24 protein-coding genes and 2 pseudogenes are annotated in these 26,209 nt (G+C 56.9%); 12 read left to right on the top strand and 14 right to left on the bottom strand.

Annotated features, from left to right (window positions below; all coding sequences use genetic code 11):
* Positions 1-18: 18 nt before the first annotated feature.
* From V1289_RS13920 to V1289_RS13890, 7 genes are all read right to left on the bottom strand, one after another.
* Positions 19-417: a response regulator transcription factor gene (locus V1289_RS13920; protein WP_334397474.1), complete on the bottom strand. Its 399-nt coding sequence runs from the start codon at positions 415-417 to the stop codon at positions 19-21.
* 274 nt (positions 418-691) lie between these two features.
* A complete protein-coding gene (locus V1289_RS13915) occupies positions 692-2,293 on the bottom strand; it encodes an MASE4 domain-containing protein (protein WP_334397473.1) in 1,602 nt (533 codons plus the stop codon).
* Between the two features lie 348 nt (positions 2,294-2,641).
* Positions 2,642-3,301 (bottom strand): response regulator transcription factor, encoded by a 660-nt coding sequence (locus V1289_RS13910; protein WP_334397472.1) that lies wholly within the window; start codon positions 3,299-3,301, stop codon positions 2,642-2,644.
* 99 nt (positions 3,302-3,400) lie between these two features.
* Entirely contained in the window at positions 3,401-4,759 is a 1,359-nt protein-coding gene (locus tag V1289_RS13905; RefSeq protein WP_334407449.1) for a cytosine permease, read from the bottom strand.
* 476 nt (positions 4,760-5,235) lie between these two features.
* Positions 5,236-5,622 (bottom strand): response regulator transcription factor, encoded by a 387-nt coding sequence (locus tag V1289_RS13900; protein ID WP_334397471.1) that lies wholly within the window; start codon positions 5,620-5,622, stop codon positions 5,236-5,238.
* Between the two features lie 102 nt (positions 5,623-5,724).
* Positions 5,725-6,360 (bottom strand): response regulator transcription factor, encoded by a 636-nt coding sequence (locus tag V1289_RS13895; protein WP_334397470.1) that lies wholly within the window; start codon positions 6,358-6,360, stop codon positions 5,725-5,727.
* A gap of 6 nt (positions 6,361-6,366) precedes the next feature.
* The gene (locus V1289_RS13890) at positions 6,367-7,875 is read right to left on the bottom strand and encodes a PAS domain S-box protein (RefSeq protein WP_334407448.1); all 1,509 of its coding nucleotides are present in this window, start codon (positions 7,873-7,875) and stop codon (positions 6,367-6,369) included.
* Positions 7,876-11,162: 3,287 nt separating this feature from the next.
* Here V1289_RS13890 and V1289_RS13885 point away from each other — a divergent pair.
* From V1289_RS13885 to V1289_RS49665, 4 genes are all read left to right on the top strand, one after another.
* Positions 11,163-11,390 (top strand): hypothetical protein, encoded by a 228-nt coding sequence (locus V1289_RS13885; protein WP_334397469.1) that lies wholly within the window; start codon positions 11,163-11,165, stop codon positions 11,388-11,390.
* Positions 11,391-11,664: 274 nt separating this feature from the next.
* Entirely contained in the window at positions 11,665-12,474 is an 810-nt protein-coding gene (locus tag V1289_RS49670) for a response regulator transcription factor (RefSeq protein WP_442895997.1), read from the top strand.
* Positions 12,475-12,817: 343 nt separating this feature from the next.
* On the top strand, positions 12,818-13,576 hold the full coding sequence (locus tag V1289_RS13880) for an enoyl-CoA hydratase/isomerase family protein (RefSeq protein WP_334397468.1): 759 nt from the start codon (positions 12,818-12,820) through the stop codon (positions 13,574-13,576).
* A 229-nt stretch (positions 13,577-13,805) separates the two neighbouring features.
* Positions 13,806-13,922 carry a hypothetical protein gene (locus V1289_RS49665; protein WP_442895996.1) on the top strand — a complete coding sequence of 39 codons (117 nt, stop codon included), beginning with the start codon at positions 13,806-13,808 and terminating at the stop codon, positions 13,920-13,922.
* 258 nt (positions 13,923-14,180) lie between these two features.
* On the opposite strand, the gene V1289_RS13870 is transcribed toward V1289_RS49665, so the two are convergent.
* The gene (locus V1289_RS13870; protein WP_334397467.1) at positions 14,181-14,414 is read right to left on the bottom strand and encodes a DUF6894 family protein; all 234 of its coding nucleotides are present in this window, start codon (positions 14,412-14,414) and stop codon (positions 14,181-14,183) included.
* Between the two features lie 856 nt (positions 14,415-15,270).
* Positions 15,271-16,506, bottom strand: coding sequence for an IS701 family transposase (locus V1289_RS13865; RefSeq protein WP_334397466.1), 1,236 nt, complete (start codon positions 16,504-16,506; stop codon positions 15,271-15,273).
* A gap of 292 nt (positions 16,507-16,798) precedes the next feature.
* Here V1289_RS13865 and V1289_RS13860 point away from each other — a divergent pair.
* The 5 genes and pseudogenes from V1289_RS13860 to V1289_RS13840 all read left to right on the top strand — a co-directional run.
* Positions 16,799-16,907 (top strand): annotated as a pseudogene (locus V1289_RS13860) (SDR family NAD(P)-dependent oxidoreductase); the annotation flags it as partial.
* Between the two features lie 220 nt (positions 16,908-17,127).
* Positions 17,128-18,438, top strand: a complete 1,311-nt coding sequence (gene hemA, locus V1289_RS13855; RefSeq protein ID WP_334397465.1) for a 5-aminolevulinate synthase — start codon at positions 17,128-17,130, stop codon at positions 18,436-18,438.
* Positions 18,439-18,555: 117 nt separating this feature from the next.
* Positions 18,556-19,323, top strand: coding sequence for a heme ABC transporter permease (locus tag V1289_RS13850; RefSeq protein ID WP_334397464.1), 768 nt, complete (start codon positions 18,556-18,558; stop codon positions 19,321-19,323).
* A gap of 6 nt (positions 19,324-19,329) precedes the next feature.
* Positions 19,330-19,485: a heme exporter protein CcmD gene (gene ccmD / locus V1289_RS13845; protein WP_334397463.1), complete on the top strand. Its 156-nt coding sequence runs from the start codon at positions 19,330-19,332 to the stop codon at positions 19,483-19,485.
* 21 nt (positions 19,486-19,506) lie between these two features.
* Positions 19,507-20,118 carry a DsbE family thiol:disulfide interchange protein gene (locus V1289_RS13840; protein WP_334397462.1) on the top strand — a complete coding sequence of 204 codons (612 nt, stop codon included), beginning with the start codon at positions 19,507-19,509 and terminating at the stop codon, positions 20,116-20,118.
* 17 nt (positions 20,119-20,135) lie between these two features.
* Here the strand turns inward: V1289_RS13840 and V1289_RS49660 are convergent.
* The 5 genes and pseudogenes from V1289_RS49660 to V1289_RS13820 all read right to left on the bottom strand — a co-directional run.
* Positions 20,136-20,400: pseudogene (locus V1289_RS49660) on the bottom strand (AAA family ATPase); the annotation flags it as partial.
* A 563-nt stretch (positions 20,401-20,963) separates the two neighbouring features.
* Positions 20,964-21,218 (bottom strand): DUF2171 domain-containing protein, encoded by a 255-nt coding sequence (locus V1289_RS13835; protein WP_334397461.1) that lies wholly within the window; start codon positions 21,216-21,218, stop codon positions 20,964-20,966.
* A gap of 431 nt (positions 21,219-21,649) precedes the next feature.
* The gene (locus V1289_RS13830) at positions 21,650-21,922 is read right to left on the bottom strand and encodes a DUF6510 family protein (protein ID WP_334397460.1); all 273 of its coding nucleotides are present in this window, start codon (positions 21,920-21,922) and stop codon (positions 21,650-21,652) included.
* A gap of 5 nt (positions 21,923-21,927) precedes the next feature.
* Positions 21,928-22,689 carry a ferredoxin reductase gene (locus V1289_RS13825; RefSeq protein WP_334397459.1) on the bottom strand — a complete coding sequence of 254 codons (762 nt, stop codon included), beginning with the start codon at positions 22,687-22,689 and terminating at the stop codon, positions 21,928-21,930.
* Positions 22,676-23,299, bottom strand: coding sequence for a sulfite oxidase-like oxidoreductase (locus tag V1289_RS13820; protein ID WP_334397458.1), 624 nt, complete (start codon positions 23,297-23,299; stop codon positions 22,676-22,678). Before V1289_RS13820 ends, V1289_RS13825 begins: the two co-directional genes overlap by 14 nt.
* Before the next feature lie 274 nt (positions 23,300-23,573).
* On the opposite strand from V1289_RS13820, the gene V1289_RS13815 reads away from it, so the two are divergent.
* The 3 genes from V1289_RS13815 (at position 23,574) to V1289_RS13805 (ending at position 26,129) form a co-directional block, all read left to right on the top strand.
* Complete coding sequence (locus tag V1289_RS13815) at positions 23,574-24,170, top strand: cytochrome P460 family protein (protein ID WP_334397457.1); 597 nt, start codon at positions 23,574-23,576, stop codon at positions 24,168-24,170.
* A gap of 40 nt (positions 24,171-24,210) precedes the next feature.
* Positions 24,211-24,792 carry a cytochrome P460 family protein gene (locus V1289_RS13810; RefSeq protein WP_334397456.1) on the top strand — a complete coding sequence of 194 codons (582 nt, stop codon included), beginning with the start codon at positions 24,211-24,213 and terminating at the stop codon, positions 24,790-24,792.
* Between the two features lie 62 nt (positions 24,793-24,854).
* Complete coding sequence (locus V1289_RS13805) at positions 24,855-26,129, top strand: lactonase family protein (RefSeq protein WP_334397455.1); 1,275 nt, start codon at positions 24,855-24,857, stop codon at positions 26,127-26,129.
* Positions 26,130-26,209: the final 80 nt, after the last annotated feature.

Below are 26,209 nucleotides of genomic sequence, written 5' to 3'. Positions count from 1 at the left end.
GAATGATCGTATCAACTGCTACGTGACCTTAGATGGTCCCTTGGGCTTGCTCAGTGCCGCCTGCAGACAGTCGGCTACGCGTGGCCCCTGCAGGTCGAGCGGCTTATTCAGAAAGCAGACGGCCCCCGCGTTGATTGCCTTCGTTCGAACGGCGTCGTTCGGGTATGCAGTTATGAAAATGATGGGTATGTCGAAACCCAAATCAGATAAACGTTCCTGAAGCTCGAGGCCGCTCATGTTCGGCATTTGTACGTCCGCAATCAGACAGTGGGTTTCTTTCAGCCACGACGATTGCAAATACGACTCAGCGGAGGCAAACGTACGGGCTGTCAGCCCGAGTGATTTCACGAGCTTCTCTATAGCTGCGCGAAACAAATCGTCGTCGTCTACGATCGATATGAGCGGAACCTCTGCCAACTCTTCGTTCCACCATCGCTAGAAAAGCTACTGGCCTCCTGGCCGGGCAGAGGGTGCCACGGACGGGTCGTTCTGGATATACTACCTGGGTGTTAGTTAGGCCGTGAACCCATAAATCTGCCGTGCGGACGGCTTGCCTGAGTCCGCTATGCTCGGATAGCGACCAAATTCCGCAGCGCAGCGAAATGACGTGAGTGCCATAGTCGGACTTAGGCGGCGCAGAAAATCGCCTAAGCATTCGCGGGCGACCGTGACACGGATGGGGTCGGCCCGACTAGGGTGGGCTGCCCTGATCTACAGGCACCGTGAAGTGAAAAGTGGCGCCGCGGCCCTTATCGGCGGTCACCCACAATCGCCCTTCATGCGCCTCGATAATCGACCGGCAGATCGATAGCCCCATGCCCATGCCGTGCGTTTTGGTCGTGAACATTGGGTTGAATATCCGATCCACGGCGCCGGCCTCGAGGCCTTTCCCTGTGTCTTCCACCGACACCATCACAAATCCAGAGTGATGGACTTCAGACCTTATGGATAGCACCCGCTCCCCATTCTTCGTGGCCATGGAGTCAATTGCGTTCGTAATCAAATTCACTAGCACTTGCTGGAGCTGAATCTGTTCGCCTCTTATCCGCGGCAGCTGTTCGTTAGGGTTGGCTTGAACGGCGACGCGATGTGTCTGCAGTTTGTCGCGAACGACGGCCAGAGCTTCCTGAATGACATCGTCGATATCAAGCGAAGTGCGGGTCCGTGCACCCATCTTGAAATGCGCCCGGATATTTTCGATCACGGCGTCCGCACGGTGTCCGGCGGTCACGACGAGCCGCAATGCATCCCTGACACGATCGAGGTCAGGCTCGACACGATCAAGCCAATTCAATCCCGCGTTCGCACTGGCTATGATCGCCCCTAGTGGCTGTTTGACTTCGTGGGCAATTGAAGCCGAGACCGCGTCGCCGGTCATCAGTCGCGCCTCACGTTCGCGACGTTGCGCCAAGACCGCGCGGAACAGTTGCGCGTAAAGCGTCGTTATCTCATGCAATAAGACAAAGAGTACAAGAATGCTGGACACGAACCCGAAGACCCGGCCGGCATACCAGCTGGCGCTGAACCGGGCTAAACCGGGAAACGAGACCAGATAGATCTCAATTGCGTACGCGCAAACAACCACCATCAGCCACAGATCGAGCACCGAACGTTGGCGGATCCAGAGCAAAAGGAGTGCAAGTGCATTCCACAGGATTAGACAACTAGCAAGATAGAGCCAGAGGGTAGAAAAATGGACCGGATCGATTAAGACGCGGGGCAAGTATGCATCAGCCGCTATGACAAGAACTGTCACGGCGCACACGACGGCTGCGGATATCGCTACACTCGAAAGGATGGTTGTGCCCACTGAGCCATCCCACAATTGCTTGGGCGGATCGGCATCCTTCAAAAGGACATATGCAATGACGAACGTAGGAAAACCGGCGTACTGCAGAACGTAGAGCCAATGCGTGCTCTGTAGCCCCGCGCCAAGCAGGCCACCTGGCGTGAACAGCCCCGGAAAGGTAAGCATCCATGGGATGACCATGAGCGCTGTGAAGAGATACCCACTAGAGATTGCGAGGAGGGCACGCGAACGCAGGATGGCGAACTGATTGAACAGCAGGACCGCGGTGATCAAGTCATTCACGAAGATCGCCGTGCCATAGGCCGGGACGAAGGCGTCGACCCGTCCCAGCTGAATGTTCGAGAGCGTCCCTGCCGAGATGAAAAGGGCGCCAAGGAAGGCGAGCGCGACCGCAAGGGCAAGCCGTCTCTGCGGCCGGCCCGGCGATAAGCTCGCAAGGGTGAAAGGCTGATCCTCTGGGACAATTACGGCCGGCTTCATCATCGGAGGGACTCTTCGCAGCGGCTCGAACGCGCGGCACGAAGCTCAAACAGCTTCGCCATTCCCATCACAGGCTGCTGTAGTTCACCGCCATTTCTGCCCATTGAGACAGTTTACAACGATTAACGAAGCGTCGCCGTCTCTGAAAACGCTAGGCTGGCAAGGTTTCCTGCGGCTGCGCACGCGCCAGTGACAAATCGTTCCGGTTCCAAGGTCCGATTAAACACCAAGCGTGGCATCAGTATATCTCCTTTGAACGTGGAGATCGATACATTGGGGTCATTCGCGACCGGGTCGAGCCAGCAGCAAGCCCGGCCATTTGCGCGCTAATGAGTCCACGCCCTGGTATCCCTACTTTTCCTCCCCCCGGATGCCGAGGTGCTCGGCAATGAGCACCAGATCGGCCAGCGATTTCGTGCCCATCTTTCGCATCATGTGACCACGGTGAATCTTCACGGTCATTTCGCTTATGCCGATTCTACCGGCGACCACCTTGTTCATAAGGCCAGCTGTCACCAGCGCCATTATTTGACGCTCACGAGGGGTCAGGGACTCAGACCGGGCTCGGATATCCAAATTGGACTGCTCTTCCCTACGACGCTTCCGGTCGCGTTCGAGAGCCCCGGTCACCGCGTCAAGCATCTCCTGGTCACGAAACGGCTTTGTTAGGAAGTCGACTGCGCCGGCCTTCATTGCCTGGACCGACATTGGAATATCCCCATGACCGGTAATGAAGATGATGGGTATCTTCACCCCTAATCGAGTGAGTTCTCTTTGCAGGTCGATCCCGCTCAGCCGAGGTAGTCTGACATCTAAGACCAGGCAGCTGGGGACGGCAGGCAGTGGACGTTCCAGTAGCTCCGTTGCGGATGCGAACGTTCTTACGCTCAGTCCGATCGAACGAAACAAACTGCTAAGTGCACCGCGGGTGAGCGGATCATCGTCGGTCACAAGTACAGTTGGGTCGTCCGTAATTGGGACGGCGGAAGCAGGAGGTACGGCTTTTTTCATGGCGCGAGTTTCCCGTTTCACAAGGTGAAAGTTTCTCATTTTCGACTGAAGTGATTCCGTAGTCATTGTTCCAAGTCCTTATCGCTAGTCTATGGACGCCTAAGTAGCTGGAAGCCGCTGCGTCAATCTGGAGGCGATTGACAGCGCGTAGTAACTTGCAGCGCCGGCGATTAAGCCCGCAATTGCCTCCGAATAGGAGGGGGCCATGTAGTGGACAACAATGGCCACGGCGGCTGCGAAGGCCCATGCCGCGAATGCGGTTAGCCGGAAGCTCGGCAGTTTTTCGATACCAGAATAGTGCCGGACAACTAATTGGTCTGTGATCATCACAGCGCCGATCGGTGGAACGAGGACGCCAAGCAAGTTTAGCCAGTCGAGAAACAAGGTCCAGATTCCCGCGATGGCTGCGATACCACCAATAGCGCCCAAGACGATCGTCAGTATCCGCATTTTGCTGCCGACAATCCGGCTCCATCCGACTGCTCCATTGTAAAGGCAGTGGGTACAGACAGATCCCAAGTTAACAAAGACGAACAGAACCGCGATGGCGGCAAGTACGTGGCCACGAGAGGTTAACAAAGGAAGAAAGTCACCACCGTTTGTGGCCGGATCTGCGGCCCCGCCGGCGCTAACGATAATCATCCCGAAGAGCTGGGCAACCATGTGCGCGACGGGAAACGCGGTGAATGTCGCGCGGACCGCGCTCGGCCCGTCCTTGGCCCAGCGTGTAAAATCCGCGGTCATGGTTCCGGAATCGGCGAAAGTGGCGATGACGATCGTAACGGCGCTGCCGAGCGTCATATTACTGGCCGTCCCAAGCCCACCATAGTCAAGAGCGCCACTGAGACCATGGCCGGCGGAGATCAAACCAAGCGCAACGAGACCCAGTACCACATATAGCGGTGCTGAAATGATTCCGATAATGGACAGCGCCCTAATCCCGATGAACGTTACTGCGGTGTAGAGGATCGCAGCAACGACAATGATCAGTGTTTCGTTCCATCCAAGCGATTGATGGATTGTTGTGCCGGTCAATCCCACCTGAAAGGCATACCAGCCGACAACAATACCCGAGAGAAAGCCGGACGCGATAGTATAACCATGTTTCCCAAACGTGTGCTCGGCTTGCAGAGCGAAGTTGCGTCCCGTAGTCCCGGCGATGTAGCTGAGTGTGCCGACGTACATCAGAAGAATAGTGTTTCCAATGACGACGGCCGCGAAAGCTAACCAGAAACCAAGGTTGTATGCGATGACGCCGCCGAATACCGCGTTAGTGAGGATCATAGGAAAACCGAACCAGACCGCTGCTACTGAAGCGGTCGATTGGCGATGAGATGTGGGCACCGGTTCGTGCTCGTATTCTTCCTCAAGGATCTTATGCTCGGTCGCCCCTCTCTCGATCGCTCTCCCGGCCATCCGCGCGTTAGCCGGCGCCTCGATCGCGGTTGAGGCAGTCACTTGTTCCAAATGCGGGGGTTTCCTAGCGCAAGCTAGCGTCTCGCTTACGCATGTCTGGTTGGTCATCATGGCGTCTTACCTCCGACTTCGCCCCCATCCACGCGGTCTTCATAGGATCGCACATGGCGCAATTCCATTCGCGCTTTCGCTGGGGCTATCGAAATAAAGAGCAGTCCGCCTTGCGTGTCGTTTAGATGAGTGCCCGTTTCGTTAACTAATTATCGAGCTCGACTCGCAATAAGTCACCTTATGCGGTGAACTAATCGAGGAGCCCGAGAGATGGAAGTTTACCGATAGAAGGAGTGCCGTTCTAATGCAGAATTCGCGCGCCCGTCGAACGAGCCGGGTACGTACCACCGAACAAAATAGGGAACTGTATCACCCGTTTGGGGCGATGTGACCCGCTCGTCCGGCAATCCGGAACGGTCAATGAGACCGCCGCCTCCCCGTGGACTCCCGTGCGCCTTACGGCTCGCCTAATCGCAGAACATCCCCTCGTCTCCAAGCGCCCGCTGGAGGCGTTTCTGCAATGTGGCTCGGTCGAATGGTTTGGCGAGATACGCAATTGCGCCCCGCTTCAGTACCCGGTCACGAGTGCTGCTGCGAGGAATTGCTGTGATAAAGATAACGGGCATTTTTATGCCGGAGTTTATGAGATGCTCCTGCAGCTGCGGGCCGTTCATTCCGCGCATTTGCACGTCAGCTATCAAACATCGTGTCTCATTGAGCAACCGCGAGCCCAAGAATGCTTCACACGATTCAAAGGTCTCGACGTCGTATCCAAACGTCTCCACGAGCCCGCCTGTTGCCACCCGGACGCTCTCGTCGTCATCTACAATGGATATCAACGGAACAGAGGTCACCGAAATTCTCCCTTTTGTTCCATATGGCAGAGGATTGGGCGCAACTCAATCGCGATTTCGCTACCGCCACTAATCAAATAAGGGGGCTGATTATCGTTTCGATTAGTCAGCTCGCCCTTTCGATGATGGGAGGCCCAGTTTGTCGGCCATTCGAACCAAATCAGCGGTCGATCGCGCGCCCATCTTCGATATGACCTGGTTCCGATGAATGCGAACTGTCATAGCGCTTATGCCGATTTCGCCGGCTATCTGCTTGGTTATGCGCCCCTCGGCTAGGAACGTCATTATCTGTCGTTCACGAGGTGTGAGCGACGCCAGCCGAGACTGAAGATCGGCTAATGCTTGGACTTCCGCGCGACGCGATCGATCGCGCTCGATGCCATTTCGAACCGCATCAAGGAGCTCCTGGTGCCGAAAGGGCTTGGTCAGGAATTCTATCGCGCCGGCTTTCATAGCTCGGACCGACATTGGAATGTCGGCATGCGCGGTGATAAATACAATAGGGGTTCGGTTATTCGCCCTGGCAAGCTGCGTCTGAAAGTCGAGACCAGAAGGGCCGGGCAACCGCACGTCCAACACGATGCAATTGGCAGGGCGCGACTTGCTCGCTCGCAAATACTCGTCGACCGATCCGAACAGCTCTGCTTTGAGGGCAACCGTCTCGAACAATCTTCCCAATGCATCACGGATCGACTGATCGTCATCGATAACGGCAACAACAGTTGGTTCCTCAGTCATGGAGCATCACCGACCATTGGGTAGATTGACCTGAAAAACAGCACCATGAGGAATTCCCGCCATTGCCGAGATATGCCCGTCATGAGCTTCGACAATCGACCGGCAAATAGACAATCCCAATCCCGTTCCATTTGGCTTGGTAGTGAAGAAGGCCTCGAAAACTTGGTCAGCTGACGCCGGATCGATGCCTACGCCCGTGTCATGGAAGGAAACCTGTATCTCGCCCTCTTTGAATGGTCCCGACTTGACGGAGAGGACCCTCGGCCGATCCTCCACGGGCGCCATTGCCTCGATGCCGTTAAGGATAAGATTGAGGATGACCTGTTGCAGCTGGATTCGATCGCCCAAGATCATTGGAAGCGATGAAGACAGTTCCGTTTTCACCGATACCTGACGTTTCCGCAACTCCCATCCCGTAAGGTCCAGTACATCGTTGATTAGAGCGTTCATGTCGAGAGGTACCCGCTCGGAGACGGTTTTGTTTATCAGGGACCGAATGCGTCCGATGATGTCGATTGCGCGATTCGCATCGCGTCCAATTAGTTGGGTAATGACGCTTACTTTTTTGATATCGGGGCTTGAGCTTGCTAGCCAATAGAGGCTCGTCTCAACGTTGCTTATTATGGCCGACAGCGGTTGCTTGATTTCATGGGCGATGGATGCGGAGAGCTCGCCCATCGCCGTGAGGCGGGACATCCAAGCGAGTTCTTCCCGAGTTTCACGAAGCGTTTCAGCGATCCGCTTGCTCTCCGTCAAATCACGAACGAATGCGCTGAATGTCCAACGGTTACCCACCTTCATGGGTGCAATTGACAGCTCGATTTGCAGCTCGTGTCCCTCCTTATGCAACCCCGTGATCTCGATGCGTTTGTTCAGTAGTGGGCCTTCGCCCGTGGTGAGAAAACGTTTTATACCAGCCTTATGCGCTCTCCGATATTCCGGAGGAATTATCTTATCAGCCAACTGCTTGCCAAGTATCTGCGCACGAGACCATCCAAATATGTCCTGCGCCTGTTCGTTCCAATCCAACACTGTGCTGTCGGAATCAATGACGATGATTGCATCAAGCGCGCGATCGACGACAAGGCGTGCTCGCTCTTCAGCGGTCTCAAGCCGTTCCTGCGCAACTTTGAAATCCTGGATATCGGCACAAGTTCCGACAAATCGAACAAGATTTCCTTTCGAATCGTGCAACGGGATAGCGCGACGTACATGCCAGTGAAAGGCTCCATCGGCATGACGGAATGGAGCTTCATAGGTCCATCCTCGGCCCGACTCGACACCGTCCCAAAATGAGCTGGCTGCGCGGTCCCGATAATCCGGATGGACGCCGGAAAGAAATGGCGGCAGATCACGCGGTGACTTTTTCCACACCGCGGGAGGCGCCGTGCAATGATCCGCGGAAAGGCCTGTGGTCTCGAGGTAAAAGCGATTGACAAATTCGCACCTACCATCGGGCGTGATCGTCCATATCATCCACGGAACTTTATCGAGAACCTCGAGCTGCGGCGGCACGGCGTCCAAAGTCGCGTTTAGCCAAGAAACCTGACTACGCAGTGCGTCATTCTGCCTGCCAAGTTCGGCTATGCGCCGGTGTTGAGCTCGACCGGCCGAGATCAGCGCTTCATATTGAGTCGACGCAATGCTCGCGCAAATCGCTACGGCGCTTCGGACAGGTTGCGACCACTTTGAAATGGGGCCAAGATCAGTTGATGCCCAGTCGAAGGATCGGAAGGGCTCGGCGATTTTGCCGCCGGCGCGTTGCGCGCATTTCTGACGCGACCGGCCAGGCGTCTCATGGTGACGACCGTTGCGACTGTTGGGCCGGTTCTTTTTTCTCGGTGGCTTGTCCGACTCTCCAATTACTCGCACACCCGACCTCGCTTGATCTTGTGCCCTTCTTTGACTGAGGCACCTTCCTTTCTCACAGAGGCGTCAGCGATTATAATGCTGTCGGAAATCCGGGGCCAACATATTTAGCGGATAGTTCCGATCCGCGCGGTTCCAATTTACTGCGCGTTGCGAGAAGATTCTTGCGTCCAACCGATGAGTTGTGGACCCGTGGCTCAGGGGGCTGCCCGTCAGGCAAGGGATTTGTGCGTCGCGTTGATCTCGGGAACTCCGATCCCGTCCCAAGCTTTTCGATTTCTTTCTTATTGATTCCGTTCAGATTTTTCTTGTTTAGCAGCTTCCCGGGAATGGGTTGCCTGCCAGGTGAGATAGCGGCCAAGTTTGGGGAATATCGCACAAGCCAGAGGTTGAGTTTTACCGCAGTGAACGCGACAAATGCTTGTGGGTACTTATTCCGTTTGCTTCGCACTTGCCGCGGATTGCCACGTGTAGAGGACGGTAAACATTCTGCCAAATAAAATGGTGACGACCCGATAATCAACGAGTGTGCCAATGTTGCGGTCATTGATCGCCGATGCAACTGCTCGCTTGAGGTAGTAGAGCATAAGTGACGAGAACCGATCCGCCTACGTGCCCTGCAGTGCATGCGCCAAGCCCCAGACTATGATCGGGGCTTGGCGCGAGGCCGAATTTCTGCCCGAAAGAAGCAAAGTATTTCTTGGTCGACCGCCGAATAGTAGCCGGCAATAGGGATCTAGGACAGTCACTTGCGGTGGCGCCGCGAAGGCGTTCGCAGGCGCGGTTCGTGCGCACTACTTGCAAAGGCGCTCATTGGATAGAACGATCGAACCGATGGCCGGCCTGCATTCAACACATCGGCATTGGGGTGATAAAAAGCGAACGCACCCGGTTCCTGTATTGCCGCCTGTGGGAACGCGGGCGATTCACCGCTAATTGACAGGAGCGCGACCGCTCCGAGAATTCTAAGCATTGTCATCTCATGCTCCTTGTCTGACCATTTCCAGAATATCGTGCTCTCTCAAGCGGGCTTGATCAGTCATGCCGTCTCTTGACTGAAATTGCGCTGTTTCATTTGCATTCTGATCTCAAAGCCAGACGCTTCGTCACCGGGCACCGGGGAAGTAACCACAAAGATCGCGCTCCGCTAGCGCGGTTCAAACAAGTGTTATGGCCTGGTCGCGCGAGCGCCCGTCGGCCGCACGCAGAAGGATTGCGAACGATGGGCAATCAGCACAAACCTTTGTTTAGTTCTTACAGCCCTCTCGGTTATCGGCGCGCACCTACGTACAATTGAGCCATCCATCTCTACCATCTTAATCTCGCTGCCAGTTCTAGATCTGTCGATTGCGTGACCGAAGGTCAACGATTTGGCCGACAGCTTGAGCGCAATCATTGTTATGGCATCGGGATCCACCTTGCTTGTGAACGAAGTGAGACAACAGAGAAGGAATGACAATTAGGACCCACGCGAAGACTAGAGGAGACAGCAATGCTCAACAGCTCTCAAAATACACGGCATGGCGCGCCAAAGCGCTGCGCGATCTGTGACGGACCGTTTGGTCTCATCCGGCATTATTCCTGGCGAACTCCCCTCTGTTCAAAGAAGTGCGTTGAACGCCTCAAGGCCCGCCGCGAGCAGAACCGCAAATGGTTATGCCAACTTCAGACCGCCGCCTAGGGCACTGCATTGAAAGTCATGCGTGAATTCGCGCGATTTCGTAATTCGGAAAACAACGAAGGTGCGCCTTGGGCCGCTTGTTCAGACTCATCCTGTGGAGTTGCTGTCTACTGGCGGGGTTGCCACTCCAGGCGCAAGAGGGTGAAGGTCAGGCGACCCTGCATCATCCTCCACAAGACCAGTGGCTACACGAAAAATTCTATTCAACGTGGCACATGCCCGACAATCCATCGGCTAGCTGTTGCAACGACGCGGACTGTTATCCGACTGAAATCCAGTACATTGCCGGAAACATCTACGCCAAACGTAGAGAAGACGGGAGGTACATTCTCATTCCGTCGGAAAAGGTGGAACGCAATAGGGATAATCCGGATGGGCGAAACCACTTGTGCGCACCGCCGCCCAATCCCTTGCACCCGTCGGATACCGTATACTGCTTCGCATTGGGAGGTGCCACATGACGCCCCCAGGGCGCCTCTCAGAGTAGAGTGCCATGGATCGCCACGGGGCATGTCAGGGGACTCCGGAAGCAAGAACATGCTGCGACGATTCCGTCAACCTGCTCTGACGCAAGAGACTGTAACGTTAGCCGTGACTATCTTGGTTTTTTCGCAATCAGTATTTATGACGGGCATCCAGGCAGATGCACGCGCAAACTAACGGAATTGATGATTGCCGCCAACGGTCCGCACAGCGGCTAGAAATGGTAATCGCCCCTTCACTTACAGCGATTCGTCGGGCGAGAACGACCGGACAATGGTGTACATCCCAGGCTCAAACTGTCCGATGGCGAGGAAGTGGCGCTCGATTACGCCGCATTGCTTCATAATCTTCAATATGGGCATACATCGCAACCTTCGTCCCATCGAGACTCCGATGAAGAACCGACGAGATTAATCCGGGCGCTCGACCAACGACTTCATCTCATCAGTAGCCGGTGCAGGAACATCAATCAATTTCTAATGATCGCAGGGATCGACTGTAAAGACGTTGATCAACGTAATTGGCTTTCGATTCCAGCTCATGGAGCGAGCCCGACATAGCTTTCGATGTTTCGAATCTAGCAATCATCACGCCGCGAGGAGGGGAGAATAACCTAGCTCCCGCGAGACTTGCACCATAACCAGATGAACCTTCTGCCAAATTTGATCAACTCGTAGCAACCTGATCGAAGCAGCCGAACTCGAAGAACTTCAAGATACGGCGTCAAGCTCGTCGATCACCCGCTCGCGGACTCCTAGGAGAGAAAAAGATGAAAACGATCGTGACGATCACCATGTTTGGTAGCGCGTTGATTCTTGCTTCGCTGGCACAAGTGGCGATAGCTGCCGACCACCTTCATGCGCACAAATCGCGCCACGTGCGGACCGTGTCCAAGGGGATCTGCGGCACTGACGCTTCGATAGCAGTCCCGGTCCTGCCAACGGTTTCAGAGCCTGCGTACTATGGCGGCGGGTGGTCGGCGCCGGCCGGTCACTGAGCCTGCCGGCGCGATCAGGCTATCTCACACACGAGCGTCCTTCGGTGCTGTTGCTTGCCAGTTACCGGCGATCTTCCGACCGTGCGCCTGGAGTGGCTCATACCCATTCGGTTGGCGGACACATACCGATGGAGAATAAGCCGCTTGCCGCCGTCGCTTTGGGCGAATTGTTTTCGGCAGATCGCTCGCAGAGGTCTAATGCTGCGATTTTGCACAGACCGATGAGAAGAACGAAGCCTGTCTTGGGCTCTAGCAAGGATGGTGGTAATAACTCATGACCGTTGACCGAGCTTTAGTTGCTATTATCGACAACGACGACTCCTCGCGAGCGCGATTGCGGATCTTGCTCGGAGCGGCGGGCCTGATGATCGAGCTCTTCAAATCGGCCGAAGAATATTTGAAGAGAAGCAGGTCTCATTCGCCCAATTGTATCGTGCTAGACGTGCGGTTGCCCGGCATAAGCGGTCTCGATCTTCAGTCCCGACAAGCAAAGACCGGACGCAAGACACCCTTGGTGTTTCTTACCGCTCAGAATGAGGTAAGGACGTCCGTTCGGGCGATGAAAGCTGGGGCCGTAGACTATCTTATCAAACCCTTTCAAGATGAAGAGCTACTCGACGCGGTGAAAAGCGGCATCGAGTGTGATCGCGCGCTGCGCTTGCAAAAAAAGACCTTGGACGAGCTACGGACCCGGCTCGCATCGCTTTCGCCTCGCGAAAGAGAGACAATGGTGTTGCTTTCAGCAGGACACGGACCCAAGCAGATTGCAGGCCAATTGGGAGTCTGCACGCACACGGCTCGCGTTCACAGTAGTCGGATTATGTCCAAAATGGGAGCGCGATCTATCGCCGATCTGGTGCGGATAGTGGACAGGCTGGGACACGTGCCTCGCGAAGGAGCCATTCGCTCTAAGGACATCGGTGTGGCCAACTGCTGCGGAGCTGCCCACCGATATTCGACCGCCCGCACTTCTGACGGCTCTTCGACGGAGGGCCGCCGCGGTCAATCTAGGTCGCCCGCCCTTTACTATCCTGAGGTCAGGACATCCCGGCCGGTGCGAGCTGGCTGCGCGAAGAGGCATTAGATCGCAAAATGACTTCCTCGCGCGGGTCAAAGTGGCCTTCCGGAGAATTGCGAGGATGATTTTGTCAACGCCGGGCCCTCGTAGGGCGTCGATTTGCTCTTTGATTTACTTCCGGACTTCCCGGCCATACCCGACATAACCACGCGACATCGATTGCAAATCTTCGGCGCTGGACACCGAGCCACCGACTTAGAGGGTCACTATTGCAACCGAAACACATCGAGGACCACAACGTCGAAAAAATTAGAGCAATCCAAGTCAATTCATCTGCGCATGAAATTGTTAGTTTTGCCCCCAGGCCTGACGGCCAACCTACAAATTCGAAACAGAATGGCCTTTCACCATGTCCCGCTTAGACGCTTATCGCGACAGCTTCCACAACGCCCGCCTGGCACGCTCGAAAAGTGGTGTGCTGGAAGTCGCGCTGCACACTGATGGCGGCACGCTCGTCTTTGACGGGCACACCCATGAACAATTCGTCGATCTCTTTCACAGCATCGGTTCCGACCCAGACAATCGCGTGGTGATTCTGACCGGCAGCGGCCAGGCCTTCATGGAGACTATTAGCCCTGAGGGCTTCGATTTCTTTACCCCGCAAGGTTACGACAAGATCTATCGAGAAGGCAAAAAAGTCCTCATGAACATCCTCGACATCGAAGTGCCGCTCATTGCTGCGGTGAACGGCCCGGTGCGGTTGCACTCCGAATACATCCTGCTCTCCGATATTGTCTTGGCCTCTCCTTCGACGGTTTTTCAGGATAAGCCACACTTCGAATTTGGCATCGTGCCCGGTGATGGCGTCCATCTGCTGTGGCAGGAAGTGATCGGCACGGTACGGGGCCGCTACTTCATCCTCACCCGCCAGGAGCTCGATGCCCAGACGGCCAAGGAATGGGGCGCCGTCAACGAAATTGTGCCTGCCGACAAGCTGCTTGCCCGCGCCCGCGAGATTGCCGAAGGGCTCGCCAAGCTGCCGCCGCTCACCACAAGGTACACGCGCATCGCGCTGACCCAGAAACTGCGACGCATCATCGACGAGGGCGTCGGATACGGGCTCGCATTGGAGGGTATTAGCGCCGCCGAGGTCGCGAGGGCCAAATGAGCAAGACGCCAAAATCTGGGTCCGGCGACGCTGCGACCGATAAAAGACCCAGCGGCACCGCCACAGGCAAGTCATGCATCGAGCCCGTACCCGTAAATCTGACGGTCAACGGCGCAGCTCGCACGATTGCGGTTGAGCCGCGCATGACGCTCCTTGATGCGTAGCGCGAAAAGTTGACGCTGACCGGCACGAAGAAGGATGCGATCGCGGAGATTGTGGCGCATGCACCGTGCAAATCGATGGTCGGCGCGTTTTGTCTTGCATGACCCTGGCGGCGATGCTGGAAGGAAAGAAGATCACAACGATCGAAGGACTAGAGAAGAATGGCACGCTCCACCCGCTCTAGTTAGCGTTCATTGAGCACGACGGATATTGCCCTAGAGTCTGCCATGGACGAACTGGCGTACGCGACCGGTGTCGATGCGGTCGAATTACGCCTGCGCACGACACCGACACCGATCCGTATGCCGCCGATTCTCCACGCGCGCCCTGCGCGAATGCTTGACAAAGGGAGCGGCGCGCTTCGGTTGGGGGCTCCGTTCCTTTTAGCTTACTGGCGGCAATGCGGCGAATATCTCAGCCACCGATGCGAGATGGCAAGTCCTCAATTCGCCTCGCCGAGTACGAACGTGAAGGGCACCACGAAGATCTCGACGCCAATGTCATCGCTGACGTGCAGGACCCAATCCCGGCAATCCTTTGCGCTGTGCGCCATGATGAGGGACCGCACAACTCCTGCAGCGTGGTCACGCGCCTCAACAAGATTGTCTACAGCGGCGCCGTATTGATCAATCAATATCCCTTGGTCACTGGAGCAATGGAAATAGACGTGGGTCACATTCTGCCTCCCTCGATTGCATTTCCGCATGAAGTTTAAGAATCGAAGCCTCAACTCTGGCAGTCTACAAAGCCGGTGCGGCTGTAAGACGAGCCGTCGTAGCGTATTTGGCCAAGACCTAACCTGACTTGTCCATTTCTCTCGCAGATGTGTCGATCGTGCTATTTCTGGTGTTTTGATGTGTTGACTAGTAACTTTCGCATTGGCGGGCCGTGGAGTCTTGGACCCCCGCCGGTCGATGCCGTCGTTTGTTACCGCGTCGGTCGCCGTTACGCAGAGTCGCGTCTTGCTTCAACTGGTAGAGCGACACGGCAAGCAGGATGATCGCAGCCGATCCCCTCGCTCCGTGGATCAGTAATGACTTGTAATGCAAATATCGTCGCTGAAAGCGCCTAGTGGCATTCCGTCTTGACCGAAGGCCAAGAGCCTGCCTAAGCCTGCGTCGTTGCCGCCGTCTGCGCTCGTCACAAGGAGGGCTATATCCGTTTCCTGTCGATGAAATCAAAGGCGCGATTAGTCACTGAACTCGATTCGTACCGTTCGCGCTGATGAGGAGCAGGTACGATCAGGCCGTATGTTTATTTCATCCGGGAATTGCGAAGCGTTAGTCAATGCGGGGAATTCGTTGCGCAGCTGTCGCGCCACGCATTTCTGTTCACTGCGCCTTTAAAAGAACGGGGCCGTAGACGGGTCTCGCGGCCCTAGCATTACAGTTGTCGTTTTTTGAAGTGGGCCCGTTGGGCGGCGGCCTGGTGAGCTCTGCGCCAGAGTGACCATGCGATGATGTGTGCGGGTTGGATCCGCTTTCGGGCGAGCCTGATGGCGATGCGGCGGACTTCCTGGATTGACCAACGGATCAATGACGGATTGGTGATATTTTGAGTTTCGCCGTGGTTCGGCGTTTCGTTTTTTTGGGCGGCGGCGAATTGGCGCGATGGCGGATCACCGCCATCATGGCGAAGGCGAGCATCACCAGGGAAACGTGGCGATGCCACCCATGCCAGGATCTGCTCTCGTTGTGATCGAGCCCGAACTCGTTTTTCGCGGTCTCAAAGCTGTCCTCGATCGCCCACCGATGGCCTTCGACCGCCACCAGCGTTTCGATGGATGTTCCCGCTGGACACCAGGTGGTGAAGAAGGCGAGATCGCCATCGGCGATACGACGACGGATCAGCAGACCTCGTGTCCAAAGACCATGATTTGCGCTGTAAAATTCTTCGACCTCGAGATCGGCCAATTCGAGATAGCACCAATCGTGCAGCCGCGGTCCTTTGGTTCCGGCCCCTGCCGACAGGCGTTTCCAATCGGACGCGCGCCGCGTCCGAGCGATGTCCGCGGCCTTGCCGGCGACCGATCGCCGCTTGCCCCAGGATTGAAATACATGAGCGCTGCTGACCCCGAGCACGTAGCCTTTGCCTGCCCGGCGTAATTGCTGTTCGATATCGCCAACACCGTAGACAGTATCACCAGCAACCCACTTGAATGGTACAGACGCGGCTATGGCGCGTGCGATCATGCTCGTTGCAAGCTTTGGCTTGGTCGCAAAGCCAGCACCGGGAGGCACATATGCGGCTTCCAGACGATCTGGATCGTCGGTCCATTCCTTCGGAAGATACAGCGCGCGATCGATGAACGCATGACCGTGGCGCGACACGTAGGCGGCGAAGACGCCGATCTGGCAGTTCGTGATCTTGCCGGCGGAACCAGTGTATTGCCGCGCCACCCCGCACGACGCCTTGCCTTGCTTGAGAAAGCCGGTCTCGTCGATCACGAGCACCGCATCGTCATCCGCCAAATGCTCGATGACATAATCGCGGACGATATCGCGCAGACCATCAGCATCCCAATCCCTGCGACCCAGGATCGCCTGTTGCCGCCAAGGACCGGGATCGCCAGCTGCCTCCGCGCGCATCCAACCGGTCTTGCGTTGCTCATCTCCGAGCAGGCTTTCCAGAAACAAGCCTGCATTCCTCGCAACACGCTCTTGCGTGAACAACGGACGTATCCGTTGCTTGATCTCACGAAGCGACGTCGCCCACAGCGCAAGCGTCTCTTCAATCGACGCTGGCCGCGTCCACGATCTTCGAATCATGGTTGCCCATGGATTCAGAAAACTGCATAAAAGGCAACTGTAGTGCTAGTCAACAGGGAGGGATTGCGTGATGTCGGGCATCTTCTGTCCGTACGCCTTGCGTGCTTGTGCTGCTGTGCCACTCTTAGCCAGTTCTTGCCAATTTACACTCCGTCAAAGCCAATTCTCGAAATAGCGCCTTCCAACAGATCGTTGCAGGATTAGAGCCAGGCCCGTGGCCATTGAAATGGCCAGCGGCCTCATGACCAAGGTCGCTGTTGGTTGCTGAATGTCCGGTGGAGGGAGACGTGCGATGTCGAACCCAGAAGGCAAAGTCGCCGTTGTCACCGGTGGCTCGAGCGGAATTGGGCTGGCGACTGCGAAGAGACTGGCAGAGGCAGGCGCCCATATCTTCATCACGACGCCAAAGCTCACTGATAAGGCGAAGGCCGAGATCGGTCCGCGGGCATTGCGCAATCTCCGCGAAGTCCGAGCAATGCAGCAACAGACGGCATACTCTAGCTGGATTACCGTGCCGGTTGGGTAGCTTCGCTCCTACCGCTGGCCCGAATAGCATCGGCGAGGAGTATGCGCGAGCATTAGCGAAGTTGAACCCGCATCGATTCCAACTCCAGGTGCACCATGAATTATGATGCGTATTTCTGCAAGCGGCTCGATGAACTGCGTAAGGAAGGTCGGTACAGAGTCTTCGCCGATCTGGAACGCAAGGTAGGCAGGTTTCCTCGCGCAACACTTCATTCCGCCCGCGGGAAAAAGGAGGTAACGGTCTGGTGTTCTAACGACTATCTTGGAATGGGACAGCATCCAGCCGTGCTGGCAGCTATGCATGAGGCACTCGACAGCTGCGGGGCGGGTGCCGGCGGTACACGCAATATCTCGGGCACTAATCACTACCATGTCCTCCTCGAACGCAATCTGGCCGATCTTCACCAGAAGGAGGCCGCGCTTCTGTTCACTTCGGGCTATGTCTCGAACTGGGCTGCGCTTGGCACGCTAGCGTCGTGCATCCCGGGTTGCGTCGTGCTTTCTGACCAACTGAATCATGCTTCTATGATCGAAGGCATCCGAGGTAGCCGTGCTCCGGTTAGGATCTTCGCACATAGTGATCCCGCTGATCTTGCGCGAAAACTCGCGGAGGTCGACGCTGATGCGCCCAAGCTGGTAGCGTTTGAATCGGTCTATTCTATGGACGGGGATATCGCACCGATCGCAGAGCTATGTGATGTTGCCGAAGAATATGGCGCCATGACGTATTTGGACGAGGTGCATGCTGTAGGTCTTTATGGATCGCATGGTGGTGGCGTGGCTGCGCAACAGGGACTGAGCAATCGGCTGACGGTGGTGGAAGGCACGCTGGCTAAGGGCTTTGGGGTCGTTGGCGGCTACATCGCAGCGTCGGCAGCATTGTGCGACTTTGTGCGTAGCTATTCGTCTGGCTTTATTTTTACGACGGCTCTGCCGCCGCACGTCGCGGCTGGCGCGCTAGCCAGCGTGCGCTACCTCAAGTCAAGTTCGACGGAGCGGGAAGCCATGCACAGCCGGGTGGCCTCGCTCAGGAGTCGACTTGATGACATTGGCGTACCGCATCTTCGAAATCCTAGTCACATTGTTCCGGTAATGGTAGGAAACGCCGACCTCTGCAGGCAGATCAGCGATGTCCTGCTGAACGAATATGATATCTACATTCAACCCATAAACTACCCGACGGTCCCGCGCGGTACAGAGCGACTTCGTATCACCGTGTCACCGTTTCACTCCGAGGCGGATATCGGGCACCTAACTGCTGCGCTCGCCGAAATCTGGTCGAGCCCCTTGGTCGAGGATTTCTCCTTTCGCGACGTTCCTGGCACAGGGTCGTGTAGAGAGCGGGCAGCGTTCCGCAGCGTCGGCCTTCCGGCGCCTCACGTCGCGGAAACAATCGGTGTCAATTAAACCATGGGCAGCTTGTTGGAATTGTTGCTTCAACATTGTTTGGAGCCCGTCAACGCTATCCAGCAACAGCGGGAGGCAGCGAAGGTCTCGGGCGGTGGCGACTGCTACCCGAGAGCCATGACGCTGATCGACCTTGCCAATCCGACCAGGTTTCTGTCGCTGACGGCGCGGCTGTTGCCCTATCTCGTGGCGGCGACCGCCATCGTGCTCACAGTCGGCCTCTATCTTTCAGCGACGGCGCCGGATGATTACCAGCAGGGCGCAACCGTCAAAATCATGTTCATCCATGTGCCGAACGCATGGCTGTCGATGTTCGTCTGGGCTGTGATGAGCGCATCCGCGCTCGGCACTCTGGTGTGGCGACATCCGCTCGGCGACGTCGCCGCCAAGGCCGCAGCGCCCATTGGCGCTAGTTTCACCTTTCTCGCGCTGGTGACCGGCTCGCTGTGGGGCAGGCCAATGTGGGGCACCTATTGGGAATGGGATGCGCGGCTGACCTCCGTGCTGATCCTGTTCTTGATGTATCTCGGGTTGATGGCGCTGTGGCGGGCGGTGGAAGATCCGTCGCGCGCCGCACGTTCGGCTGCGGTGCTGACGCTCGTCAGCGCGCTCAACCTGCCCATCATCAAATTCTCGGTCGATTGGTGGAACACGCTGCACCAACCCGCCTCGGTGTTCCGGATGGGCGGATCGACGCTCGATCGCGCCTTCCTGATTCCGCTGTTGGTCATGGCGGTCGGCTTTACGCTGCTGTTTGTCACCCTGCACGTAGCGGCGATGCGCAACGAAATCCTGCGCCGGCGTGTGCGCGCCCTTCAAATGATGCAGGCACGCGTCTCGTCAAGCAACGTGAGCGCGGCTTCGCCTGCCTCGCAACCGGCATAACGCACCATGTCGCTCGGCCCTTACGCCTCCTTTATCGTGACCTCCTACCTCGCCGCCGCAACGGTGGTGGCGCTCCTGATCGCCTCGATCGCGCTTGACTACCGCAACCAGAAGCGCCGCCTGCGTGAGCTCGCGGACAGCGGCGTAATGCGGCGCTCCTGACACAGCGCAACGGAGTCGTAGATGACCGTACAGGTGACATCCGAAGCAAGCCCGCAGCGCCGCTCATGGCTGATAGTGCTGCCGCTAATCGTCTTTTTCGCGCTGGCCGCTCTGTTTTGGTTCCGGCTTGGCGGTGGCGATCCGTCGCGGATTCCCTCCGCCCTGATCGAACATCCAGCACCACAGACGCCGTTGCCGCCGCTGCAGGGCTTGCTCAGCAACGGCGCGGAAGTGCCGGGGCTGGATCCGGCAAACTTCAAGGGCAAGGTCAGCGTCGTGAATGTCTGGGCGTCGTGGTGCGTGCCCTGCCATGACGAGGCGCCGCTTCTGACCGAGCTCGCCAAGGACAACCGGCTGCAGCTGATCGGCATCAACTACAAGGACGCGCCCGACAACGCTCGCCGCTTCCTCAGCCGCTATGGCAATTCGTTTGCGTCGATCGGCGTCGACGCCAACGGCCGCGCCGCGATCGAATGGGGCGTCTATGGCGTGCCGGAAACCTTTATTGTCGGCCGCAACGGCAAGATCGCCTACAAACTGGTCGGCCCAATCACGCCGGACAACATCGGCAGTGCGCTCATGGCCGAGATCGACAAGGCGGTCAATGCGCCGTCGATCTCGCGAAAACCCTGATCAACCGATGTAACTGAAGGTCGTAGCATTGTATCGCTCATCCTATGGATATGATTCTTGGTGGCATAGAGTCTCCGCATAAGCGGATAGGCAGCAGTGACTTCGTTGTCGCGATAGGCGCCTGATCAGCATCAGGAGCGGCAAATCCGATCGGGTGAGCAGATCCTCGAGCAAATCCAGCGTGGCTGCGTCGAGCCATTGCAAATCGTCGAGGAACAGCGTGAGGGGATGTTCCGGATGCGCGAACACGCCGATAAGCCGACGGAATACCAACTGGAACCGGTGATATCGGCGAGCGCCTCCTGCTCCTCTTGCACGAGGAGCGCGTCGTTGGCCTTAAGAATTTAACCTTCGAGCTCCGAAATCGAGATCCGAATGATGTTGGCGTCGACCAGGTGCCAGGTTCTCCTAATTAGGACACTTGCTCTGACACATTGGGACGCTCAATTGGAGCGCATACCTTTGGTCGCCGGCATCATGGCATCGTTGGCGCAAGCTCCCGCTAGGTGCTAAGCTCTACGCCTCATGATGTGATCGCCAGGAGGGCCTAGCAATGAATCGCTTTGCAATCCCATCCATCGCCTTCGTACTCCTACTCTGGCTCGCACCAACTTTCGCTCATGGCTGTCATCACGGTCGGCAATATGCCGCTAAAGAGGGCTGGCATAGACATGGAGCGCAGTGCGAGCTGCGCCACGGAATCGGAGTCAAGCAGAAAGCCGTGCGGCATCCGGAATTGGGACGCTAATCTGTTCAGGGGCTCTTTGTGGAGAGATTCATAAAGCTGAATGACATCCTCCCGCTCCTCCGGTTTCAGGTATTCGACCTCCCGTATCTCAAGTTGACTAGGTTGGCTCCCCCGATTTCTCCTCCTCGAAGGTAACTGCGGTGGCCGCAACCGCCGACAGCCGCACCGTCTGACCCTCGATATCCGCGACCAGTCCCAGGTCAATATAGTGATGGTGGCCCTTGTGTCGTCCTTCGCCGCTGTCGTTCTTGGTCAGCCTGATCCTGCCCGCTGTGATGCGATCCACAGTTCCGATGTGAACACCATCAGCTCCGATCACCTTCATATTCCTCTTGATCCCACTTTTCGTCATGTCTCTTCTCCTCGTATTAGAGTTTGTGCTTGGCAGAACGTCTTCACGCCGTTTGGTCATAAGTTCAATCCGCGCTTTCTCATCGGCAATACGTTTGCGCCACCAGATCATCGTCTGCAGCACCGGAGTAGGCGGCCGCACGCTCGATCAGCTCGAAGGTTTTCCCTTGCGGCGGCGATCTGGAACAATCTCCTCTTTGAGCTCGAACGGACCGTGCAAAGATAGAAATGCGGCCGGCCGCATATCGACCGGCCGCAGCGCCTCGGCCTGGGAGGCGGGAGGAAACACCGGCGCCTGTGAAGTTACTCGGCGAGCTCGATCGACGCTTTTTCGATATTGCTGAGACTAGAGTCCATTTGCGGCAATTCGGAGAGGTGCATTCGCCCATGCGCTCTCCATATGTGTGCTGGCGGCCGCATTGTCTTTTGCGACTACCGCGAGAATCGTAGATATCGCGCGCCGGTCATCTCGAGCCACAGACCGCCCGGCGTATCAACCGCTCTCATCAGATCGCTCTCGCAGTCTGCACACTTCAGAACCGCTCCCATCGGAGACGCATGCAAGGTCAGGGATCCCACACCGCTTACACAATCGCATGAACCGCATCGAATCTTCGCGAGTGTGATGTCGGGAGTGAAGATCCGCTGAAGGAGACATGCCGCGACTTTGCCGTCGAGCACAAGATCGGAGACGTTATTAGCCATGGTATCTATCCTCCTGATGGACCGAATCGTTCTGTCTTGATGCTGAGAGGGTCAAATCCGAGCTCTACAAGAAGACTGGCAGCGGTCTCGACGAAGGTGGTGGGACCGCAAACATAGATCGTCGGGCTATGTGCGGGTGGAAACCAGTTTGCTGCAAGCAAGCCTTTATTGATTCTTCCCCGGTGACCCGTCCAGTCCGTTGGTTGCTGGCGGGTAAGCGCGTAAACAAGGCGAAGGCTGGAGTCGCGCCGCATCATCGCCTCGAGCTCGTCTCGGTAGACTATATCTTCCCAACTTCTGGCCGAGTAAATCAGTAAGGCCGGAGGGCGGCTTGGCAACCTGTCGCGGTGACGAAGCATCGACATCAACGGCGTGATACCCGTTCCACCAGCCAGAAGATAAACCGGCTCCCTTGCGGCGCCTGTCCAGACGAAATATCCCCCGATAGGTCCGCGAAGCTCAAGTTGGTCGCCGACGCGTAGCTCATCCAGAAGGTAGGGAGAAACCTCGCCATCTTTCACTCGCTCGACGGTCAACACAAGCAATTCGTCTTCAGGTGGAGAGGCAATGGAATAGCTGCGCTGCGCTTGATAGCCATCCTCGGCTGTGAGCCTGATATCGACGTGCTGACCCGGCAGGTGTCCTGGCCAACCGGCCGGCTGCAGCATGAGGCTCTTTACGCGGTGCGTTTCCACCACGGCGTCGCGCACCTGAGCAAATTGCCACTCAAGCCGTTTGGGTGGAGAAGCGGGATTAGTCCCCGTCATATCTCTGCTCTTTCCAGGGGTCGCCGTAGTTGTGATATCCCAGTGACTCCCAAAAGCCGCGCTCGTCCTTCGGCATATATCGGATCCTGCGCACCCATTTAGCGCTCTTCCAAAAGTAAAGATGCGGCACCAACAGGCGAGCTGGCCCGCCGTGAGCGGGCGCGATCGGCAGGCCGTCATAACGAGTAACGATCATGCCCTTGCCCCCGACCAGATCAGCAACAGGGACGTTCGTTGAATAGCCACCATCGCAATGAGCCATGGCATAAGGTTCGGGAGGCTCCGAAAGCCCGGCTGCTTTCAACAGATCATCGAAGGTGACGCCCTGCCATGTCGTATCGAGCTTTGACCATTTCGTGACGCAATGAATATCGGTCTTGACCGTAGTCTGCGGCAGCGCTTCGAGCTCGGCCCAACTCCATTCCCGGAGCAGGGAACTGCCAAGCTGAAGGGCCAAATTCCAGTTTGCCACTTTGGTTTGTGGCGTTGGGCCCGCCGAAAGAACCGGGAATTCGGTTGTCACGTACTGCCCGGGCGGCACACGATTCTTCGTAGTTTGCTCGCGTCGCTTCGACCTAAACCCGCGAGAGATGTGAGCCTCATCATCCATGGAAACATGCCTTTCTTCGCCGTAAGTGCGCCGCGCGAGAAGAACTGGGACGTCTTCATCCGGTCGCCCGCCGATCGTTCGGCCTACACTTGATGCAAAAGAATTCGTCTGTCGATGGGTGCTTAGCCAAATGCATCAAGATGGAAAAAGTGAAGGCAATCGCCGACGCGCGCAGCACTCACCAACCGGGTATCTCGTGTCTGACTTACGATGGGAAAGCTCATCAGCCGCCGACGCGACCTCGCGTCCGGCCAAAGTCGCAGGAGAGAAAGAGATGCGTATCGGATTTCGGACAGCCGCCGTCGTCGTTGTGAGCAGTGCGGTCGCGACGACCTTGTTCTTTGGATCGCTCAAAAATAGCAGTGCCCAGACCAGGACTCGTTACTTGCCCGAATTCACAGCCGACGGGCAGCTTCTTCTGCCGAAGGACTTCCACGAGTGGGTGTACGTAGGGTCCCCGCTGACTCCTAACGCTCTCAATGGTGGCCAAGCAAACTTTCCGGAATTTCACAACGTCTACATCGAGCCAGGGTCGTACGAGATCTACAAGAAGACTGGTGAATTCCCCGAGGGGACGATCTTTTTCAAAGAGCTGCAGCTCACTCTTCCACAGCAGATGCCGGATGGATCTCGAACCGAACCGTCGGGCAGGGGCTATTTTCCCGGGAAATTCAACGGCGGCGATGTGACCGTCAAAGATTCGAAGCGTTTTGCCGAAACCAACGGGTGGGGATACTTCAACTTTAATCATCACGAGCCAAAGGCTCCAATGGCCAAGGTTAAGGCGAAAGACGATTGCGCTTTTTGCCATATCGCTAACGCCAAGAAAGACGAGGTGTGGACCCAATTCTATCCGCTGTTGGACAAGTGACGTGCTCGCTCGACATCGGCGGCACAGCAAGGACTGAGTCATGAGAGCCATTCGCGTCTTTAGTCTCGCCATTTCGGGAATTGGAGCGGTCATTGCGATTGCCGCCCTCAGTTCAATGCAGGCGACCGCGGTTAGCAGCGCTTCGCAAACGGAGGCAGCCGTCGACGCGCAGGGTAACCTGCACGTTCCGCGTGACTATCAGACCAGTTATCAGCAGCTCGGAAGCTGGGCCGTAGCGGCTGATGAAGGTCGAGGCGCGAAGCAGCTGCATGTCGTGCTCGCATCGCCGGGGTCTATCGAGGCCTATCGCAAGGACGGCCGATTTCCCGACGGAACGGTGCTCGTGAAAGAGGTGTTCGAAACCGCCACGAAAGAAATGACGACCGGTACTGTCAGCCACGCCGAGAAGTTGAAAGGCTGGTTCGTCATGGTGAGGGACAGTGACGGCCGCTATCCGGGCAACGCTTTGTGGGGCGATGGGTGGGGCTGGTCGTGGTTCGACGCTGCCAACCCCACAAAGACAACATCCACCGACTACAGACTGAATTGCAAGTCCTGCCACGTGCCGGCGCAGGCGACCGATTGGGTCTACGTCGACGGATACCCTGCATTGAAGCGATAGAGGGGACGCTTCGTGGAGAGTCAGACCTACCCCCTAGTCAAACCCAACCAAAGGAGTGCCAGATGGCAAAAGAGGCAATGATGAAGGACATGTCCACGGCAAAAGGCCAGCCCGGACATCTCTACATGCAAACCAACGAAATCGAGAATACAATTATCCACTACGAGCGGAGCGCGACTGGTGCGCTTGTGGAGGTGGAGCGGATCGGCACGCGTGGTGCGGGCTCAGGCGAATTCAAACCGATCAGCGGCCAAGAAAGCGCACCCAACGCTTTTGAGAGCGCGGGAAGCGTCATTCTCACATCGGATCGGCGCTTTCTGTTCGCCACGAATGGTGGAGACAACTCCGTTTCGAGCTTCCGTGTGAGCGAGGACGGCCGGCTTACACTGCTGGACGTCAAGCCGACGGGTAACCCCGTGGAAGGAAGGAGCGGGACCGCCAAATCGCTTGCATTTGCTCCTTCTACTCGAACGCTCTTCGTATTGCACTCGTTCGGCCCCGATCACCTCCGGTTGATGTCTGTTGACGCCGAAGGCAAGCTCACGGCGCGCCCGGAACGGTACACGGTCAATACGTATAGCAAGAGGAACCGCGTATCCACCATGGTCGTGGTCTCGCCCAACGAGGAGCTCGTTCTTGTCGGCACCACTTTCGACGAGCCAATCGCGCTCACAGGCCTTTATCCGGATGGGTCGCCTATTCTCTGGGTCCAGCGGGCTGGCGGCGCGTTGCACTCAATCGCATCGAATGCGCCAGATCCCGATGGCCTCGCCGTATTCCCCCTGCAAAAAGATGGCTCGCTCGGCACGGTCAGGTTCTATGACGCGAAAGGCGGCTCTCCGTTCTACATCGCCTTCCTGCACGAACGGCCGGATACCTTCGTCATCGGGTACGCCGTCGGTGACGGATGCTCCATGGGCACCATCGAGAAAGGCGGGACGGTCAGCATCGGCCCGCTCGTAAAGATCGACACGAGCGCGGGCGTCCCGTCCGAGCTGTGCTGGCTGGCGGTCTCCCCGGATGATCGAACGGTGTACGCGACGAACTTCGGCTACAGCAACATCTGCAGCTACCACATCAATGGCCGCGGCCTGGAAATCGCGTGCGATCCCGCGTGCCCGAGGATTCCAGGGGACGGCACCGCCAGGGGGCTGAACGGAACGGTGACCAGCGGCCCCGCCGATAGCTGGATCACGTCGGACGGCGCGTATCTCTATCAGATCTACGGGAATGCCTCGAAGCTGGTTGGCTACGCTACTCAGTCGGACGGTTCGCTGACGGAGATCACTAGCGTCAAGATTCCCTACAACAGTCCGCAAGGGCTTGCGGGGTTCTGATTCCACTCTCGCAAAACGGGTTCGGGCGTGACCGGCTTAGCCAATTGTCACGCCCACCCTCGCTCTGCCAGCGTCAAACG

The organism is Bradyrhizobium sp. AZCC 2289 (genome assembly GCF_036924615.1).
In the GTDB taxonomy this organism is placed as follows: domain Bacteria; phylum Pseudomonadota; class Alphaproteobacteria; order Rhizobiales; family Xanthobacteraceae; genus Bradyrhizobium.
Note: the sequence above shows the minus strand (reverse complement) of the source record. Positions and strands in the feature narration are given on the sequence as shown.